Annotated in this window: 17 protein-coding genes and 1 pseudogene; 7 read left to right on the forward strand and 11 right to left on the reverse strand. The window is 68.6% G+C overall.

Translation table 11 applies throughout. The features are described from left to right. Positions 1-11: 11 nt before the first annotated feature. Together ACIBAF_RS41105 and ACIBAF_RS41110 are read right to left on the reverse strand one after the other, a co-directional pair. Positions 12-1,613: a globin domain-containing protein gene (locus ACIBAF_RS41105; RefSeq protein WP_399470479.1), complete on the reverse strand. Its 1,602-nt coding sequence runs from the start codon at positions 1,611-1,613 to the stop codon at positions 12-14. A gap of 426 nt (positions 1,614-2,039) precedes the next feature. Further along, entirely contained in the window at positions 2,040-2,672 is a 633-nt protein-coding gene (locus tag ACIBAF_RS41110) for an HAD family hydrolase (RefSeq protein WP_399470480.1), read from the reverse strand. 224 nt (positions 2,673-2,896) lie between these two features. Between ACIBAF_RS41110 and ACIBAF_RS41115 the strand changes: the two genes are divergently transcribed. Continuing rightward, positions 2,897-3,763, forward strand: a complete 867-nt coding sequence (locus ACIBAF_RS41115; protein ID WP_399470481.1) for a GNAT family N-acetyltransferase — start codon at positions 2,897-2,899, stop codon at positions 3,761-3,763. A gap of 96 nt (positions 3,764-3,859) precedes the next feature. Here the strand turns inward: ACIBAF_RS41115 and ACIBAF_RS41120 are convergent. Next, positions 3,860-3,985: pseudogene (locus ACIBAF_RS41120) on the reverse strand (heme-binding protein); the annotation flags it as partial. Positions 3,986-4,038: 53 nt separating this feature from the next. Beyond that, positions 4,039-5,256, reverse strand: coding sequence for an MFS transporter (locus tag ACIBAF_RS41125; protein ID WP_399470482.1), 1,218 nt, complete (start codon positions 5,254-5,256; stop codon positions 4,039-4,041). 141 nt (positions 5,257-5,397) lie between these two features. Here ACIBAF_RS41125 and ACIBAF_RS41130 point away from each other — a divergent pair, with 141 nt between their 5' ends. Further along, a complete protein-coding gene (locus tag ACIBAF_RS41130) occupies positions 5,398-5,868 on the forward strand; it encodes a MarR family winged helix-turn-helix transcriptional regulator (RefSeq protein WP_399470485.1) in 471 nt (156 codons plus the stop codon). A gap of 10 nt (positions 5,869-5,878) precedes the next feature. Then, positions 5,879-6,331 (forward strand): GNAT family N-acetyltransferase, encoded by a 453-nt coding sequence (locus tag ACIBAF_RS41135; RefSeq protein ID WP_399470487.1) that lies wholly within the window; start codon positions 5,879-5,881, stop codon positions 6,329-6,331. Positions 6,332-6,400: 69 nt separating this feature from the next. On the opposite strand, the gene ACIBAF_RS41140 is transcribed toward ACIBAF_RS41135, so the two are convergent. Further along, positions 6,401-7,786: a serine hydrolase domain-containing protein gene (locus tag ACIBAF_RS41140; RefSeq protein ID WP_399470489.1), complete on the reverse strand. Its 1,386-nt coding sequence runs from the start codon at positions 7,784-7,786 to the stop codon at positions 6,401-6,403. A gap of 57 nt (positions 7,787-7,843) precedes the next feature. Then, entirely contained in the window at positions 7,844-9,322 is a 1,479-nt protein-coding gene (gene dnaB / locus ACIBAF_RS41145; RefSeq protein WP_399470491.1) for a replicative DNA helicase, read from the reverse strand. A 459-nt stretch (positions 9,323-9,781) separates the two neighbouring features. Here dnaB and ACIBAF_RS41150 point away from each other — a divergent pair, with 459 nt between their 5' ends. Then, complete coding sequence (locus ACIBAF_RS41150; protein ID WP_399470493.1) at positions 9,782-11,119, forward strand: MATE family efflux transporter; 1,338 nt, start codon at positions 9,782-9,784, stop codon at positions 11,117-11,119. Positions 11,120-11,272: 153 nt separating this feature from the next. Here the strand turns inward: ACIBAF_RS41150 and rplI are convergent, their stop codons facing one another. The 4 genes from rplI to rpsF form a co-directional block, all read right to left on the reverse strand. Continuing rightward, a complete protein-coding gene (rplI, locus tag ACIBAF_RS41155) occupies positions 11,273-11,719 on the reverse strand; it encodes a 50S ribosomal protein L9 (RefSeq protein ID WP_079661193.1) in 447 nt (148 codons plus the stop codon). 18 nt (positions 11,720-11,737) lie between these two features. Then, positions 11,738-11,974, reverse strand: a complete 237-nt coding sequence (rpsR, locus tag ACIBAF_RS41160; RefSeq protein WP_020130672.1) for a 30S ribosomal protein S18 — start codon at positions 11,972-11,974, stop codon at positions 11,738-11,740. Between the two features lie 81 nt (positions 11,975-12,055). Then, complete coding sequence (locus ACIBAF_RS41165) at positions 12,056-12,655, reverse strand: single-stranded DNA-binding protein (protein WP_399470496.1); 600 nt, start codon at positions 12,653-12,655, stop codon at positions 12,056-12,058. 78 nt (positions 12,656-12,733) lie between these two features. After that, positions 12,734-13,024 carry a 30S ribosomal protein S6 gene (gene rpsF, locus ACIBAF_RS41170; RefSeq protein ID WP_006604399.1) on the reverse strand — a complete coding sequence of 97 codons (291 nt, stop codon included), beginning with the start codon at positions 13,022-13,024 and terminating at the stop codon, positions 12,734-12,736. Positions 13,025-13,311: 287 nt separating this feature from the next. Between rpsF and ACIBAF_RS41175 the strand changes: the two genes are divergently transcribed. The 3 genes from ACIBAF_RS41175 to ACIBAF_RS41185 all read left to right on the forward strand — a co-directional run bounded on the left by ACIBAF_RS41175 (position 13,312) and on the right by ACIBAF_RS41185 (position 16,068). After that, positions 13,312-13,623 carry a hypothetical protein gene (locus ACIBAF_RS41175; RefSeq protein ID WP_399470498.1) on the forward strand — a complete coding sequence of 104 codons (312 nt, stop codon included), beginning with the start codon at positions 13,312-13,314 and terminating at the stop codon, positions 13,621-13,623. A gap of 207 nt (positions 13,624-13,830) precedes the next feature. Beyond that, positions 13,831-14,952: a peptidoglycan bridge formation glycyltransferase FemX gene (gene femX, locus ACIBAF_RS41180; protein WP_399470500.1), complete on the forward strand. Its 1,122-nt coding sequence runs from the start codon at positions 13,831-13,833 to the stop codon at positions 14,950-14,952. An 84-nt stretch (positions 14,953-15,036) separates the two neighbouring features. Beyond that, complete coding sequence (locus ACIBAF_RS41185; protein ID WP_079661189.1) at positions 15,037-16,068, forward strand: alanine racemase; 1,032 nt, start codon at positions 15,037-15,039, stop codon at positions 16,066-16,068. A 107-nt stretch (positions 16,069-16,175) separates the two neighbouring features. Here ACIBAF_RS41185 and ACIBAF_RS41190 read toward each other — a convergent pair whose 3' ends face one another. After that, the gene (locus ACIBAF_RS41190) at positions 16,176-17,675 is read right to left on the reverse strand and encodes a glycosyltransferase family 87 protein (RefSeq protein ID WP_399470502.1); all 1,500 of its coding nucleotides are present in this window, start codon (positions 17,673-17,675) and stop codon (positions 16,176-16,178) included. Between the last annotated feature and the right edge of the window lie 380 nt (positions 17,676-18,055).

Genomic DNA, 18,055 nt, shown 5'->3' on the forward strand with positions numbered 1-18,055 from the left:
ACGGCATCGGGTCAGCTTCCGGCGGCGACGAGTTCCTCGACCGAGTCGTGGCGTATGCGCTCCGCGGGGATGCCGACTCCGCGGAGGGCGTCCACGCCGCTGCGGATCATGCCGGGCGGGCCGGAGACATAGGCGTCGTACTCGGTCCAGGGCCCGAAGGCGCGTATCGCGTCGGGCAGCTGGAGCAGACCGTGCCGGTCCACCACCGGGCGCACCTCCAGCCAGGGGTGGGACTGCTGGAGTCTGAGCATCGTGTCGATGTCGTACAGGTCGTGATCGCTGCGGGCGCCGTAGAACACCTCCACCGGACGGCGGGCGCCGTGCTCGGCGACGTCCTCGACGAGCGCCTTGATGGGGGCTATGCCGGTGCCGCCGCCCAGACAGAGCAGTCCGCTGTCCTTGGTGTGATCGACGGTCATGGAACCGGCCGGCGGACCGAGCCGGATGACGTCGCCCGGCCGGGCGCGGTGCACCAGGGCGTTGGAGACCCAGCCCGCGGGGACGGCCTTCACGTGGAACGTCAGCAGACCGTCGGAGCGCGGTGCCGAGGCAAAGGAGTAGTGCCGCCAGATCCGCGGCCACCACGGCGTTTCCAGGCTCGTGTACTGCCCGGCGAGGAACGGGTAGGGCTGGTTGGGGCGGACGGTGAGGATCGCGACGTCCGGCGTACGAAGGTCGTGCGAGACAACCTCCGCGTACCACCAGGCCGGTGCGCGCAGTTCGTCGGCGGCCGCCGCGTCGATCATCACCTGGGAGATCGTGGTGTAGGTCCGGACCCAGGCCGCCTCCGTCTCGGCGTCCCACACGGAGTCGGCGTACTTGCTCAGCGCGCCGATGAGGCACTCGCCGACGGCCGGATAGTGCTCGGCCCGGGTGCCGTACTTGCGGTGGCCGCGACCGAGGTTCTTCAGGTACTCGACGAGGACCGGGGTGTTGTCGATGTGCTCGGCGGCGGTGAGCAGGGCCTTGAGGAGCCGGTCCCGCTGGGCGTCCATCGCGGGCGGGAAGAGCGAGCGCAGGTCGGGGTGGCGGACGAAGAGCATCGCGTAGAAGTACGAGGTGACCTTGTGGGCCGCCGGGGCCACCTCGTCCATGGTGCGCCGGATGAGGATGGCGTCCGGCGACGCGTCCTCGTCGGGTGCGGACCGCCGGGCGGGCACGAGGGGTTCAAGGGGCGAGGCAGTGGGTTGCTGCGCGGGAGAACGAGGCTCGGCCAACGCGGTCTGCTGCGCGGGCGGATGCGACTCCACGGGTGCTTGCGACTCCACGGCCGCCTGCGGTTGGACGGCCCCTTGGGGCGGGGTGGGGGTCCGGAACTCGGGGAGTGTCTGCTGTTCTGCGGGTATCCGGGACTCTGCGGGGGCGGCCATCGCGGCGGAGGGCTGCGGGGCCGGGGGTATTCGGGGCCCGACGTCCGTGGTGCCGTCCTGAGGTGCGTTGTCGTGGGTGTCGGGCGTGTTCCGCCTCACCGGGCGTAGCGCGGCCAGACGGCGGCCCTCTGAAGCCCCCTGCTCGCCCCCAGCAGCCGGTTCCGGCTGCTTACGCGGCGTGAACCATCCGTCCCCGCCGCCGGACGTGCCGTTGTCGGCCGACCTGGTGGTCGGAGCGTCCATGGTGTGCCTCGCCTCGAACATCATTCGGTCGGTCTGCGCACTTCCTGGATCGGAAGGTGCCTGCTTCCCCCGCAGACGGGTTGCTTTCCCCTTCGGTTCCGCGACCGTGCAAGCCGCGGTCCACCCGTATTTCCGCCCCGCGAACAGGTAAGGCGAGAGCGTGACATGGGGCGCAGCGCTCTCACCGCAGCATCCCATCCTGTGCGGGCGCCTCGGTCACATCACCAGAAATGGAGGTCTTCGATCTCTCCGTCCCGTTAGGCTGCATTGCCCTGCTCTCGGCTCGCGCGGAATGTGTGCACCACGTCGCGCGCCTCTCGTCCCGGAAGCGAACCGGAGTCGACCATACCGGCCGGCGCTCGCGGCACAAGTCCCGCCCTTCCTCTTGGAACACCCTCGGGGTGTACCAACCGCCGGTTCCTTCAATTAACAGGCGCCACGCACCAATTCATAGGCATCCCACAGATCCTTCCCCACGTAGGAGTGGGTCGCGAGGCCGGACAGATGGTCGTCTGCGTTGACCGCCACCGAGACCGGCACGGTCGCGAACAGATCCTTGTCGGAGAGCGAATCGCCGTACGCGACACAGTCATCCCTCGTCAGGCCGAACTGCGCGCACAGCCGGTCCGCGATCAGCACCTTCGCCGCAGCGCTCAGCACCCCGGCCGGGTCCACGGGCTCGGCGAAAGGGAGGGCAGGAAAGCGGGATCCATAGGCCGCATGGGCGCCCCACCCGGTGAGCCTTTCCACAAAGAAGGAAGGCGAGAGCGACACGACGGCGCAGTACTCCCCCATGTTTCTGATCTCCGCCCAGACCTCGCGGATGCGTGCCAGCCAGGGCGCCCCTTCGAAGGCCGCCGTCACATGTTCTTCGGTGAGCTGTGTCCAGAGGTCATACACCTGCGCCGCGTACTCCGGCGGCCCGATCAATCCGGCCGAGATCGACTGGTCCAGTACCAGCGTCTGGGCTTCCAGCCCGAGTTGACGTGAAATCTCCAACGGCGCGGAAGTTCCGTGCAGCAGTGTGCCGTCGAGGTCGAAGAGGTGAAGTCTCGCCATGCCCCGAGGCTAACGGGCGGTCCTGCCAACTCCCTGACAGCCTCCTCCCAAGCGGCCTCGCCGCTGTTTCACGTGAAACAGCGCCATTGCTCGGTCCCTCTGTTTCACGTGAAACATGCCCTCGCGCTCGACGGAGTGCGTAGTGACCGCAGCATGGCCAAAAGCACGTATGCCCACGGGAAACCGGTGGACGCCGACGGCACCGGTCGGACAGCCTGACCTGCGTGCCGACTCCTCCCCTCACCGCTCTACCCATCCGTCGTCTGACGCACCGGGATCTCACCGCCTGCGCCGACTTGTCCGAGGATCGGGGGTGGCCGCGCGAGGAGCACAAGTGGGGCCTCCTCCTCTCGGCCGGCAAGGGATACGGCATCGACGACCCCGGCCGAGGGCTCGTCAGCGCTTGCGTCGTCACCGAGTACGGGCCGTACGGCAGCCCCGCTTTCGGCGCCATCGGCATGGTGCTGGTCGCCGAGCGGTATGCCCGGCAGGGCGTCGGCCGACGGCTGATGCGCCATGTCATCTCCCTGATGGGTTCCACCCCTCTGACGCTGCATGCCACACCGAATGGCCGTCCGCTCTACGAGGAGCTGGGTTTCAAGTCCACGGGCCGGGCGGAAATGGTGCGGGGTCATTTCACGCCGGATGAACGGGCTTCAGGCGTCGCCACCCGTGCGGCCACCGCCGAGGACCTGACCTCGATCCTCCGGCTCGACGAGGAGGTCTTCGGCGCCGATCGCACGCACATGATCACCCGCTTGCCCGCATTCGCCGACCAGTTGCGGGTCGCCGAGGACGAAGGCCGGATCATCGGCTACGCGGCCGCATGGCCCAACATGGACACTCAGGTCGTGGGCCCATTGATCGCCCGGGACACGGAGACGGCGAAGGCACTGCTGTCCTCCCTCGCCGCCCACACGGACCGGCCGCTGCGCACCGACATCGACGTACGGCACGAAAAACTGCTGACGTGGCTAAAGGCACGTGGCCTGGAGCCCGTTGCCTTCAACGCTGTGATGACCTACGGCATCACGGAGTTGCCGGGCGACTGGCGCCGCCGCTTCGCCCCGCTGACGGTCGCGGCCGGCTGAGGACCCGCAGACCCGAAAGAACGCCGGTTCCCCCGTCGCCCGGAACCGGCGTTCCTCGTTGGACCGCCGCCGTCAGACGAGCGTCGCCACGAGGTCATGGCCCCCTGCGTCCAGGACAGTGACATCGACCGCGACCCCGGCGGCCTCGGCGGCGCTGGGGGCCGCCATGCCGAGGGCTTCCGTGTCGTCGATGGTCAGGGGCGCGACGGTGGTGGTGCTCATGAGGGCGTTCTCCTAGAGGTGAGAGAAGGGCCGGCCAGGCGGACGGACCGGGTTCAGCGCCGGACGACCGTCTGCCGCTCGGCGGGCGTGCCGCCCGCGACGACGGCGTCGGGAACGCCCGAGGTCCTGTCGCGGCGTTCCAGGGCGGCCGAGACGAAGGCGAGGAGCAGGGCGCTCGCGGCGAGGGCGGCGCCGACCCAGTTCGGCGCGGTGTACCCAAGGCCGGCAGTGATGACGAGTCCGCCGAGCCAGGCGGACAGTGCGTTGCCGAGGTTGAAGGCGCCGATGTTCACCGCCGACGCCAGGGTCGGGGCACCGTGCGCCTGGTCCAGGACGCGCTTCTGCAGGGGCGGGACGGCGGCAAAGCCCAGGGCGCCGATCAGAACGATCGTGAGGGCCGCGAGGACCTTGTGGTGAGCGGTCACCGTGAAGAGCGCCAGGACGACCGCCAGGGCGCCCAGCGAGGCGTAGAGCATGGGCATCAGGGCGCGGTCGGCGTACTTTCCGCCGACGAGGTTGCCGCCCACCATGCCGAGCCCGAAGAGGACCAGCAGCCAGGTGACGGAACCGTCGGCGAACCCTGCCACGTGGGTCATCATCGGCGCGATGTAGGTGATGGCTGCGAAGACGCCGCCGAAGCCGAGGACGGTCATCGCCATGGCGAGCAGGACCTGGGCGTTCTTGAGGGCGGCCAGCTCGTGCCGCAGGTGGACGCCCTCGGCCCTCGGCAGCTCGGGCACGAGCTTGGCGATGCCGACCAAGCCGACGACGCCGAGCGCGGCGACGACGGCGAAGGTGACGCGCCAGCCGACGTTCTGTCCGACGAGAGTGCCCAGCGGGACACCGACGACGTTGGCGACGGTGAGGCCGGTGAACATCATCGCGATGGCTCCGGCCTTCTTGTCGGCGGCGACCAGTTCGGCCGCGACGACCGAGCCGATGCCGAAGAAGGCGCCGTGGGCCAGGGAGGCCACCACGCGGCCGATCAGCATGACGGTGAAGGTGGGGGCGACGGCGGAGAGCAGGTTGCCGACGATGAACAGACCCATCAGCAGCATCAGCATCCGCTTGCGGGCGACCTTGGTGCCGAGGGCGGTCATGATCGGGGCGCCGAACATGACACCGAGCGCGTAGCCGGTCACGAGGAACCCGGCCGTGGGAATGGAGACCCCGAAGTCGCCGGCGACCTCGGGGAGCAGGCCCATGATCACGAACTCGGTCGTTCCGATTCCGAAGGCCCCGATCGCGAGGGCCAGAAGCGCGAGAGGCATAAGGGATGACACCTTCCGAGACGATTGCATGAGCGTTTTACGTGCGCTCACAATAGTTGCAAGCGCCGGTTAAGTGCAATCGCCGTCTATTTCGAAGTTGTCCTATCCTGGTGTCAGCCGCTCCGGGACCGAGGAGAACCCATGACTGCGACGGACCCCGCGCTCACCGCCCTCGCCCAGGGCTGGTGCGCCCTCTCCCTGCTGCACGGGAGGATCGAGGCCCACATCGAGCGCGCACTGCAGGCCCGCCATGACCTGAGCGTGCGCGAGTACTCCCTGCTCGACGTGCTCAGCCGACAGCACGACGGCGACGGCGGGCATCTGCAGATGAAGCAGGTGGCCGACGCGGTCGTCCTCAGCCAGAGCGCCACCACCCGGCTGGTGACCAGGCTCGAGGACCGCGGCCTGCTCGAGCGCTATCTGTGCCCCACCGACCGCCGCGGCATCTACACCGACGTCACCGACGCCGGTCTGAAGCTGCTCGCCGAAGCCCGCCCGACCAACGACGCCGCCCTGCGCGAGGCCCTCGACGAGGCCGCCAAGAACCCGGAACTGGCCCCGCTGGTGCAGGTCGTGGAGTCGCTGAAGGCACCCGCCGCCGCGGGTGCATAGAGTCGCGGGCATGAAGGATCTTGAAATACGGGCGGCCGTCGCCGAGGACATCCCCGCGATCGTCGGCATGCTCGCGGACGACCCGCTGGGCGAACAGCGCGAGTCTCCGAACGACCTCAGCCCGTATCTGACCGCGCTGGAGCGGCTCACCGCCGACCCGAACCAGCGCCTGGTCGTCGCTGTCCGTGAGGGGTGCGTCGTCGGCACCCTCCAACTGACGATCATCCCGGGCCTGTCCCGCCGCGGCTCGACCAGGTCGATCATCGAGGGCGTGCGGGTACACGCCGACGAGCGCGGCAGCGGTCTGGGCACACGGTTCATCGAGTGGGCGGTCGAGGAATCCCGGCGGGAGAACTGCCAGTTGGTGCAGCTGACCTCCGACAACACACGTACCGACGCCCACCGCTTCTACGAGCGGCTGGGTTTCGTGGCCTCGCACGTGGGCTTCAAGCTGCAACTCTGAAGGCACTGCGTTCCGGGGCGTGAGCGCGCTGTTTCACGTGAAACAGCGCGCTCACGCCCGGCCGTGTGGCTAGCCGATGGCCCGCCACCCCTCCGGGTCGACGCCACCGGGTACAGCCGCCCGCTCGTCGTACGGCTGACGCGTGAACACGAACGACCCGAGGTCCAGGTGGTCCACGCTCCCGTCCGGCCGTCGTACGGCCCGCAGGAGCTCTCCGGCGTAGTAGCCCTCCAAACCGGTCCAGGTGCCGTCCCCGTTCGGCCGGAACCGGGAACGCCGGCCGCCGCCGGACAGCGGCCCCAAGGAGATGTGCCCGTCGGCCGTCACACGCAGGGCGAAGGGGTTCGTCCCCCAGTACCACTGGCCCGCCAGCGCCAGGGCGGACGAGTCGACCTCCCGCAGCGGTCGCCACGGTTCGGGAATCCGCGGCTCGGCCTCGGCGACGATGCGTACGAGATCGGTGGCCACCTGGGACGTCAGAAGGCCGGAGGTGCAGTTGGCGAGCACCACCGCGGCGACGTCGTCAGCCACACTCACGGTGAGGGTCGCCAGGAATCCGGGAACCGAGCCGGAGTGCCCCACGAGCAGTCGGCCGTCCCGGTGCTGGACCTGCAGTCCGAGGCCGTATGTGGCGCCGTCCGCCACATCCGCCAGCCCGGCCGGAGCCGCGGGCGTCCACATCTCGCGCAGGGTTTCCGCGCTCAGCACCCGGTCTTCGCCCCGCGTCAGGAAGGCGGCGAATCGCGCGAGGTCGCCGCTCGTGGACCAGAGCTGTCCCGCCGGGGCCATCCGCCCGAAGTCCTCGGCAGGCTCGGGCAGCATCACGTCCGCCCACGGATGCACCGCCCACCCGCCCGCAGCCGGCGCCTGAGGCCGGACACTCGTCCGATCGAGGCCCAGAGGTTCGAGCACTTCACGCCGCAATACCTCTTTCCAGGACGCCCCACGGAGCTCTTCCACAAGAGCGCCCAGGAGGGTGTAACCAGGGTTCGAGTAGTGGTACCGGCGACCGGCCTGGTGCGGGGCGGCCTGGTCACCGAGGACATCGGCGAGTTCGGGCCGCAGCGAGCCCGGGGTCCGCTCCCACCACGGTCCGGGCGCCTCGGCAGGCAACCCACTGGTATGCGCGAGCAGTTCGGCCACCGTGGCCTCCCCCGCGCCGGTGCCGGGCAGATGCTTCTCCAGCGGGTCACCGAGGTCAAGCACCCCCTCGTCGCGAAGCCGCAGCACAAGGACGGCGGTGAAGGTCTTGGTGATGGAGCCGATCCGGTACTGCACGTTCTCGTCCGGCGCATGACCGTCGACCGAGGTCCGTGCCCCGTGCCACACAGCCCGCCCGTCCCGTACGACCGCGGCGACCACCGACGGGGCACGCCCTGCGCTCTGGGCCACGGCGATCCGATGGAGCAGCGCACGCCGCGTGCCGGGGAGAAGCTCTTCCTGAGGTGTCGTCATGGGCCCAGTCCACCGGCCCGCGCGGCCGGCGTCGAGCTCATTTCACCCCAAGGGGGATCAGGTCTGCGCCATGTCCACGAAGCGCGAGTAGTGGCCCTGGAAGGCCACGGTGATCGTGGCCGTGGGGCCGTTACGGTGCTTGCCCACGATGATGTCCGCCTCGCCCGCGCGCGGGGACTCCTTCTCGTACGCGTCCTCGCGGTGCAGCAGGATCACCATGTCGGCGTCCTGCTCGATGGAGCCGGACTCACGCAGGTCGGACACCATCGGCTTCTTGTCCGTGCGCTGCTCGGGACCACGGTTGAGCTGCGAGAGCGCGATCACCGGGACCTCCAGCTCCTTGGCCAGCAGCTTGAGGTTACGGGACATGTCCGAGACCTCCTGCTGACGGCTCTCGGAGCGCTTGGAGCCACCGGCCTGCATCAGCTGCAGATAGTCGATGATCACGAGCTTGATGTCGTTGCGCTGCTTCAGCCGGCGGCATTTCGCGCGGATCTCCATCATCGACAGGTTCGGGGAGTCGTCGATGTAGAGCGGTGCGGAGGACACCTCGGGCATCCGGCGGGCCAGGCGGGTCCAGTCCTCGTCCGTCATGGTGCCGGACCGCATGTGGTGCAGGGCGACGCGGGCCTCAGCCGACAGCAGACGCATCGCGATCTCGTTGCGCCCCATTTCCAGGGAGAAGATGACGCTCGGCAGGTTGTGCTTGATCGACGCCGCGCGCGCGAAGTCCAGCGCGAGCGTGGACTTGCCCATGGCGGGACGGGCCGCGATGACGATCATCTGGCCCGGGTGCAGACCGTTGGTGAGCGAGTCGAGGTCCGTGAAGCCGGTGGGTACGCCCGTCATCTCGCCGCTGCGCGAGCCGATGGCCTCGATCTCGTCGAGGGCGCCCTCCATGATGTCGCCGAGCGGGAGGTAGTCCTCACTGGTGCGCTGTTCGGTGACCGCATAGATCTCCGCCTGGGCGCGGTTGACGATCTCGTCGACGTCGTCGTCGGCGGCGTATCCCATCTGGGTGATGCGGGTCCCGGCCTCGACCAGGCGGCGCAGCACCGCGCGCTCGTGGACGATCTCCGCGTAGTACTCGGCGTTGGCGGCCGTCGGCACCGTCTGGACGAGGGTGTGCAGATAGGACGCGCCGCCGACCTTGTTGATCTCGCCGCGCTTGGTGAGCTCGGCAGCGATCGTGATCGGGTCGGCCGGCTCGCCCTTGGCGTAGACGTCGAGGATCGCCTGGTAGATCGTCTCGTGCGCGGGCTTGTAGAAGTCGTGGCCCTTGAGCACCTCGACCACGTCGGCGATGGCGTCCTTGGACAGGAGCATGCCGCCGAGGACGGACTGCTCGGCGTCGAGGTCCTGCGGCGGTACCCGCTCGAAGGCGGTGCCTCCGCCCTCCCACTCACCGCTGTCCCGGCCGCGATCGTGCTGCTCGTCCCGGGCGCGCCCGCCCTCACTGCGCCTGCGGGAAGAGGGCAGACGATCACTGGGGCCGCTGTCGGCCCACGGGTCGTCCAAGGGCTCGGAAATGCTCAACCGAGCCACCTCCTCCCGTCCGCCGAGCGGACCTCGCCGTGCCTCTTTTCTACGGCACGGCACTGACAACTGAGAGGCCCAACTCCGGTTGCGGCGCGTCGGTTTTGTAAGGGTTTTCTCGACCGACGGACGGAGCGGGCGCCGGACCACGGTAGGCCCACGGGCACCGTCAGCCAATCTGGTTATCCACAGGCCATGTGGACGACGGCCCCGATGCTGTGGAGAACTCCGCAAAACCTGTGCACGACCCGGTGGACAGTGCTGTGAACAAGCCCTCGTCTTTTCTTGCCAAGCGCCCCTGACCTGCACGTTCCCCATCCACCGGCTGTGCAGAAGAAAAAGTTGCCCAGTCGGGCCAAGATCCCTTCGAACGGCGTGCCGGAGGACACGGAGTGCCAGGAGAAGTAAGGGTCACTAATCAATTGCATCACTTACCTGTGGACGATTAGATTGATGGCCATGACACAGGCTCCCGCGCCCCCCAGGGCCACCCGGCGACAGCACGATCGAGAGATCGTCGCACTGGCCGTTCCGGCCTTCGGCGCACTCGTCGCCGAGCCCCTCTTCGTCATGGCCGACAGTGCGATCGTGGGCCATCTGGGCACCGCCCAACTGGCCGGGCTGGGAGTCGCCTCCGCACTTCTAGTGACAGCTGTCAGCGTCTTCGTCTTCCTCGCCTACGCCACCACCGCCGCCGTCGCGCGCCGGGTGGGCGCCGGCGATCTCCCGGCCGCCATCCGCCAGGGCATGGACGGCATCTGGCTGGCATTGCTGCTCGGCATCGCAGTGATCGCGGCCGTCCTGCCCACCGCCCCGGTGCTCGTGGAGCTCTTCGGCGCCTCTGACACGGCCGCCCCCTACGCGACCACCTATCTGCGCATCTCGGCACTCGGCATACCGGCCATGCTCATCGTCCTGGCCGCGACCGGTGTGCTGCGCGGACTCCAGGACACCAGGACACCGCTCTACGTCGCCATCGCCGGCTTCGTCGCGAATGCCGCCCTGAACGTCGGACTCGTCTACGGCGCGGACCTCGGCATCGCCGGCTCCGCCTGGGGGACCGTCATCGCGCAGTGCGGCATGGCCGTGGTCTACCTCGCGGCGGTGATCCGGGGCGCTCGCCGCCACGGCGCGTCCCTGCGCCCCGACGCCGCCGGCATCAGGGCCTCCGCCCACGCGGGGGTGCCTCTGCTGGTCCGCACGCTCTCGCTGCGGGCGATCCTGATGATCGCCACCGCCGTGGCCGCCCGTCTCGGGGACGACGACATCGCGGCGCACCAGATCGCCTTGGGCCTGTGGAGCCTGCTCGCCTTCGGCCTCGACGCCATTGCCATCGCCGGGCAGGCCATCATCGGCCGTTATCTCGGTGCCGACGACGCCCAGGGCGCCCGTGACGTCTGCCGCCGGATGGTCGAGTGGGGCATCGCCGTGGGTGTCGTGCTCGGTCTGTTGGTCGTGATCAGCAGACCGCTCCTCCTGCCGCTTTTCACCAGCGACCCGGCCGTGAGGGAGGCCGCGCTGCCCGCGCTGCTCGTGGTGGCACTCGCCCAGCCCGTCTGCGGCATCGTCTTCGTGCTGGACGGTGTACTGATGGGCGCGGGAGACGGCCCCTATCTCGCCTGGGCGATGGTGCTGACTCTGGCCGTCTTCACTCCGGTGGCCCTGCTGGTGCCGGTCCTCGGCGGCGGCCTCACCGCGGTGTGGGGAGCGATGACGCTGATGATGGCCGTCCGGATGCTGACCCTCTGGCTACGTGCCCGGTCGGGCCGCTGGGTCGTCACCGGTGCCACCCGCTGACCGTTTCACGTGAAACCGGCGGGCTCGTGAAACCCACGGCTAAGCGAAACCGGTGGCCGCGTGAAACCGACGTTTCACGTGAAACAGGCAAGCGGAAGGGGCCGCACCCAACGGGTGCGGCCCCTTCTCAGCTCTACAAGCCGAGCGCAGCGATCAGGCTGCGATGACCTCGATGTTGACCTTGGCGGCAACCTCGGGGTGCAGACGCACGGACGTCTCGTGGGCGCCCAGGGTCTTGATCGGCGAACCGAGCTCGATACGGCGCTTGTCGACCTCGGGGCCACCGGAAGCCTTGATCGCCGAGGCGATGTCGGCCGGGGTGACGGAACCGAAGAGACGACCGGCGTCGCCGGAGCGGACGGCCAGGCGGACCTTGACGCCCTCGAGCTGAGCCTTGACAGCGTTGGCCTGCTCGATGGTCTGGATCTCGTGGATCTTGCGAGCGCGACGGATCTGCTCGACGTCCTTCTCGCCGCCCTTGGTCCAACGGATCGCGAAGTTCCGCGGGATCAGGTAGTTGCGAGCGTAGCCGTCCTTGACGTCGACGACGTCGCCCGCGGCACCGAGGCCGGAGACCTCGTGGGTGAGGATGATCTTCATTTGTCGGTCACCCTTCCCTTATCGCGCCTGGGCGGTGTAGGGCAGCAGCGCCATCTCACGGCTGTTCTTGACGGCCGTGGCGACGTCACGCTGGTGCTGCGTGCAGTTGCCGGTCACGCGGCGGGCACGGATCTTGCCGCGGTCGGAAATGAACTTCCGCAGCATGTTCGTGTCCTTGTAGTCCACGTACGTGACCTTGTCCTTGCAGAAAGCGCAGACCTTCTTCTTAGGCTTGCGCACAGGCGGCTTCGCCATGGTGTTTCTCCTGTGTGATCAAGAAGTGGGGATTCGACCCGCCTTCGGCCCGATCGGGCCCGGGTGTCCGGGCCCGAAGGCCTAGAAGGGGGGTTCGTCCGAGTAGCCGCCGCCGCTGGAGCCGCCGGAGGAGTTTCCACCCCAGCCGCCGCCACCGCCGCCGCCCTGCTGACCACCGGCGGGAGCGCCGGTCGCCCACGGGTCGTCGGCAGGAGCGCCGCCGCCCTGCTGGCCGCCGCCGGAGTTTCCACCCCAGCCGCCGCCACCCTGGCCGCCACCGCCGCCGTAACCACCCTGGCCGCCCTGGCCACCGCGGCCGGAGGCCTTGGTGACCTTGGCCGTGGCACTGCGCAGACTGGCGCCGACTTCCTCGACGTCCAGCTCGTAGACCGTGCGCTTGACGCCCTCACGGTCCTCGTAGGACCGCTGCTTCAGCCGGCCCTGCACGATGACGCGCATGCCTCGCTGGAGCGACTCCGCGACGTTCTCCGCCGCCTGACGCCAGACCGAGCAGGTCAGGAACAGGCTCTCGCCGTCCTTCCACTCGTTCGTCTGACGGTCGAAGGTGCGGGGAGTGGACGCGACACGGAACTTCGCGACCGCCGCACCGGAGGGGGTGAAGCGCAGCTCGGGGTCGTCGACAAGATTGCCGACGACCGTGATGACGGTCTCGCCTGCCATGGGGGAACCTCTCGGCGGGTTTGCTGCTGGCTGCTTGTGCTGCTACTCAGAATCCCGAGTTCAGCTGAGCGTGCGAGCTCAGTGGGTCTCGGGACGGAGGACCTTGGTCCGGAGGACCGACTCGTTCAGGTTCATCTGGCGGTCGAGCTCCTTGACGACCGCAGGCTCGGCCTGCAGGTCGATGACCGAGTAGATGCCCTCAGGCTTCTTCTTGATCTCGTACGAGAGACGACGACGGCCCCAGGTGTCGACCTTCTCCACCTTTCCGTTGCCCTCACGGACGACGGAGAGGAAGTTCTCGATCAGCGGGGAGACAGCGCGCTCCTCGAGATCGGGGTCGAGGATGACCATCACCTCGTAGTGACGCATGTGGAACCCACCTCCTTTGGACTCAGCGGCCACGGTCGATCCGTGGCAGGAGGGTTGTGATGCGTACGCAACGGTATCGGCCGCCACTGACAGTCGGGGATCGGCAAGCGACATCCCCGCTCTGAACTGGACGGACTCCCTGGCTCTGCCTGGGCAGACACCGGTGCAGACGGTACAGACTACCTGCACACGTGCTTCCGGTTGAAATCCGGCGTGGGTGACCGTCAGTCTGTACACGTCGGGTGTGTATGGCGCTACGATGCGCCGCCTTCCGCAGGAGGTGCCACATGGCACAGGCATTGCGACCCAATACCGCCGGATCTCTCTTCGCCACCGACGGCAAACCCCATCCGCTCCAGGACACCCTGCTCGCGGTGACGCTGGTGCTCGGTGTGACGGCCTTCATCACGTCGTTCTTCCACAGCCTGCATCTGCTCAGCTCCTGGACCGGCCTGGTGGGAATCCTCACCGGTGCGTACGGACAGTGGATCTCCGAGACCACCCGTGAGCGCTTCGGTCTGATCCTGGGTCTCGGTGCCGCGGGCGTGGGCTTCTTCATCGGAATGGCCAACGGCGGTCTCTTCGGCGGAGTCTGGTGACCCAGCCGGCGCCGGCGCCCCAGGCACCGTCCGCCCCGAGAGACACGTAGAACACCTACGAACCCTGACGGAACGCCCCGGCCGCGCGCGGGCCGGGGTGGAGGTTCCGTACGCCCAGTCGGGGCGCTCGCAAGGCGCAGTAGGCTTCGGCGCGAGAGCCGGAGCCCCCGTACCCATGGGGCCACACCAGCCCGAGGAGCGCCCCGAATGAGCCTGACCCTGAGGACGATCAGCCGTGAGCAGCATCTGGCATACATCCAGAGCCTGCCCTCGGCGAGCCACATGCAGGTTCCGGCCTGGGCAGATGTCAAGGCCGAGTGGCGGTCGGAGAGCCTCGGCTGGTTCGACGAGCGCACCGGTGAACTGGTCGGCGCGGGTCTCGTCCTCTATCGCCAACTGCCCAAGATCAAGCGCTACCTGGCCTATCTGCCCGAGGGTCCGGTCATCAACTGGTATGCGCCGAATCTGAACGAGTGGCTGGAACCGATGCTCGCGCACCTCAAGCAGCAGGGCGCTTTCTCGGTGAAGATGGGCCCGCCGGTGATCATCCGGCGCTGGGAGGCCACCTCCATCAAGGCGGGCATCCAGAACCCGGACGTGAAGCGGCTGCGCGACATCGAGGCCGACTTCATCGAACCGCGCGCCTTCGAGGTGGCCGACAAGCTGCGCCGCATGGGCTGGCAGCAGGGCGAGGACGGCGGCGCCGGCTTCGGCGACGTCCAGCCGCGCTACGTCTACCAGGTGCCGCTGGCGAACCGCTCCCTCGAAGAGGTCCACAAGAACTTCAACCAGTTGTGGCGCCGCAACATCAAGAAGGCCGAGAAGGCCGGTGTCGAGGTCGTCCAGGGCGGCTATCACGACCTCGAGGAATGGCAGCGGCTGTACGAGATCACGGCCGTGCGCGACCACTTCCGGCCACGCCCGCTGTCGTACTTCCAACGCATGTGGTCGGCCCTCAACACCGAGGACCCCAACCGCATGCGGCTGTACTTCGCCCGCCACAACGGCGTGAACCTGTCGGCGGCGACGATGCTGATCGTCGGCGGACACGTCTGGTACTCCTACGGCGCCTCCGACAACATCGGCCGTGAGTTCCGCCCCTCGAACGCCATGCAGTGGCGGATGCTGCGCGACGCCTACGCGCTCGGCGCCACGGTCTACGACCTGCGCGGCATCTCCGACTCGCTGGACGAGACCGACCACCTGTTCGGCCTGATCCAGTTCAAGGTCGGCACGGGCGGGCAGGCCGCGGAATACCTCGGCGAGTGGGACTTCCCGCTCAACAAGCTGCTCCACAAGGCGCTCGACATCTACATGTCGCGCCGCTGACGTCGCGTTTCAGTGCTTTTCTATTTCTGAACCTCTGACGCACTTCCCCACACCGCAGCCACGAGAAAGGTCCCAGGTCCGGCCATGGCGCTCACGCTCTACGTCGACACCGCGCGCTGGCGGGCGCACCACAAGCACGTGCAGGAGCAGTTCCCGGCACTCGTCCCGGTCTGCAAGGGCAACGGCTACGGCTTCGGGCACGAGCGGCTGGCGGAGGAGGCCACCCGGCTGGGCTCGGACATCCTCGCCGTCGGCACGACCTACGAGGCCGCGCGCATCAAGGACTTCTTCGGCGGCGATCTGCTGGTGCTGACGCCCTACCGGCGTGGCGAGGAGCCCGTCCCGCTGCCGGATCGCGTCGTGCGCTCGGTGTCGTCGGTGGACGGCGTGTACGGCCTCGTGGGGGCCCGCGTGGTCATCGAGGTGATGTCTTCGATGAAACGGCACGGCATCAGCGAGCAGGACCTGGCGCAGCTGCACTCCGCGATCGAGAACGTCCGGCTGGAGGGCTTCGCCATCCACCTGCCGCTGGACCGCACCGACGGCTCCGACGCCGTCGAGGAGGTCATCGGCTGGATGGACCGGCTGCGGGCGGCCCGGCTGCCGCTCCACACGATGTTCGTCAGCCACCTCAAGGCGGACGAACTCGCCCGGTTGCAGCAGCAGTTCCCGCAGACCCGCTTCCGCGCCCGGATCGGCACGCGGCTGTGGCTGGGGGACCACGACGCCACCGAGTACCGCGGGGCCGTCCTGGACGTCACGCGCGTCGCCAAGGGCGACCGCTTCGGCTACCGGCAGCAGAAGGCGGCCTCGGACGGCTTCCTGGTGGTCGTGGCGGGCGGAACGTCGCACGGGGTGGGTCTGGAGGCCCCCAAGGCCCTGCACGGCGTCATGCCGCGCGCCAAAGGCGTCGCCCGCGCCGGGCTCGCCACGGTGAACCGGAACCTCTCGCCGTTCGTCTGGGGCGGCAAACAGCGCTGGTTCGCCGAACCGCCGCACATGCAGGTGTCGATCCTGTTCGTGCCGTCGGACGCCCCGGAGCCGCACGTCGGCGACGAGCTGGTGGCTCATCTGCGACACACCACCACGCAGTTCGACCGGCTGGTGGACCGCTGACGCTCGTGGCCGGCTGAACAGAAGCAGCCAAAGGGAAGGGCCGTACACGGAGACTCCGTGTACGGCCCTTCCCGTGTCACCGTGTGACCCGATGACCCAGTGTTCGCTCAGGGCGAACCTTCGGTGGCGTCCTGCCTGCCCCAGTCCACCTGTGGTCCGTCGAAGTGGGAAGCGTGCCGGGGCGGGTGCGCCGCGGCGCCGAGGACGAAGACGTCCTCCGCCCCGTCGAGCACGCCTCCCGAGGGATCGTCGTCTCCGGCCTGTCGGACCACGTCCCGCTCCGGCATCAGGATGTCGCGCACGACCACCCCGCACAGGTAGAGCGTTCCCAGCAGGTGCACGCCGATGGCCCAGTGGTAGCCGTCGGTCGGGAGGCCCTTGTGGGCGTCTCCGCTCATCGTGTACGCGAGGTACAGCCAGATGCCCAGGAAGTAGGCGACCTCGCAGGCCTGCCAGATCAGGAAGTCCCGCCACTTCGGCCGGGCCAGCACCGCCAGCGGCACCAGCCACAGGACGTACTGCGGCGAGTAGACCTTGTTGGTGAGAATGAAGGCCGCCACGATCAAAAAGGCCAGCTGGGCGAAGCGGGGACGGCGGGGCGCGGTCAGGGCCAGCGCCGCAATCCCCACGGCGCAGAGCACAACGAGCAGTGTGGCGAGCGTGTTGACGCTGTCCGTGGTGAGGGGATCGCTGGAGTTCTGGGCCAGGATCAGCCAGAAGGAACCGAAGTCGACGCCCCGCTCCTGGCTGAACCGGTAGAACTTCGACCACCCCTCGAAGGCGAAGAGCATCACCGGCAGGTTCACCACCAGCCAGGCGACGGCCGCACCGCCGAAGGCCTTGCCGAAGTCCCGCCACTTCCCCGCGCGCCAGCAGAGCACGAACAGGGGGCCGAGCAGAAAGACGGGATAGAGCTTGGCGGCCGTGGCGAGCCCCAGCAGGACACCGAAGGCCAGGGACCGGCCCCGCGACCACATCAGCATCGCGGCGGCCGTCAGAGCGACCGCCAGCAGGTCCCAGTTGATGGTTGCGGTCAGCGCGAAAGCGGGTGCCAGGGCGACGAGCAGGCCGTCCCAGGGGCGCCGGGCGTGCGTCCGGGCCACGCAGACGGCGATGACGGCCGCGCACGCCATCAGCATCCCGGCGTTGACCATCCAGTACCACTGTTCCTGGTGCTGGATGCTGCCGCTGCCGGGCGTGAGCCAGGCGGCCACCTCCATGAACACGCCTGTCAGCACCGGGTACTCGAGGTAGTCCATGTCGCCGGGGAGCTTGTCGAAGTACGGCACGAGCCCGTCGGCGAAGCCGCGCCCCTGGTAGAGGTGCGGAATGTCCGAGTAGCAGGCGTGCGTGTACTGGGAAGTGGCGCCGAAGAACCAGCCTCCGTCGTAACAGGGAGCCTTCTGGATCAGTCCTAGGGCGAACATCCCGATCGCCACGAGCGCGACGATCCGTACGGGCGTCCACCAGGACGTCCCCACCAGGGCCCGTCGGCCGAGAGGACCGCCGATGAGCTCACTGCCGGCCGCGGCCACCGGGTCGTCGCTGGTCGGCCTTACCGAATCCGGCTCGTGCACGGGCGTCGGCGTCGATTCTGCACTGGGCATGGGCGACATCCTGCCGTACAGACCTAGGAAAAGGCCGAGGGCCGCCCCACCTGGTCCGGTGGAGCGGCCCTCGTTTCACGTGAAACATGCGCATGTTTCACGTGAAACACCCAAGCTGGGCAAAGCGCGACTAGGGCGTGTTTCGAAAGTAGCGTCGTCTGCCCGCAGGGCAGGCCCGGCGGCGTCATGGGGGAGCGTGCGATCGCAAGGCGGAGGGTCGCCCCGATACTGGTTGTATCGGGGCGATCCCGACAACGCGGCTGGGGGTCCCCCCTCTGGGGGAGTGCGTGCCAGGCGTCGCCGCAGACGGGACTTTCGAAATACGCCCTAGAAGACCGATGAAGATCTTGGTGGGGGGCTGTCTGGCCGGAGGCCGGATG

Origin of the sequence: Streptomyces sp. NPDC051677, from assembly GCF_044453465.1 — a bacterium.
Lineage (GTDB): Bacteria > Actinomycetota > Actinomycetes > Streptomycetales > Streptomycetaceae > Streptomyces.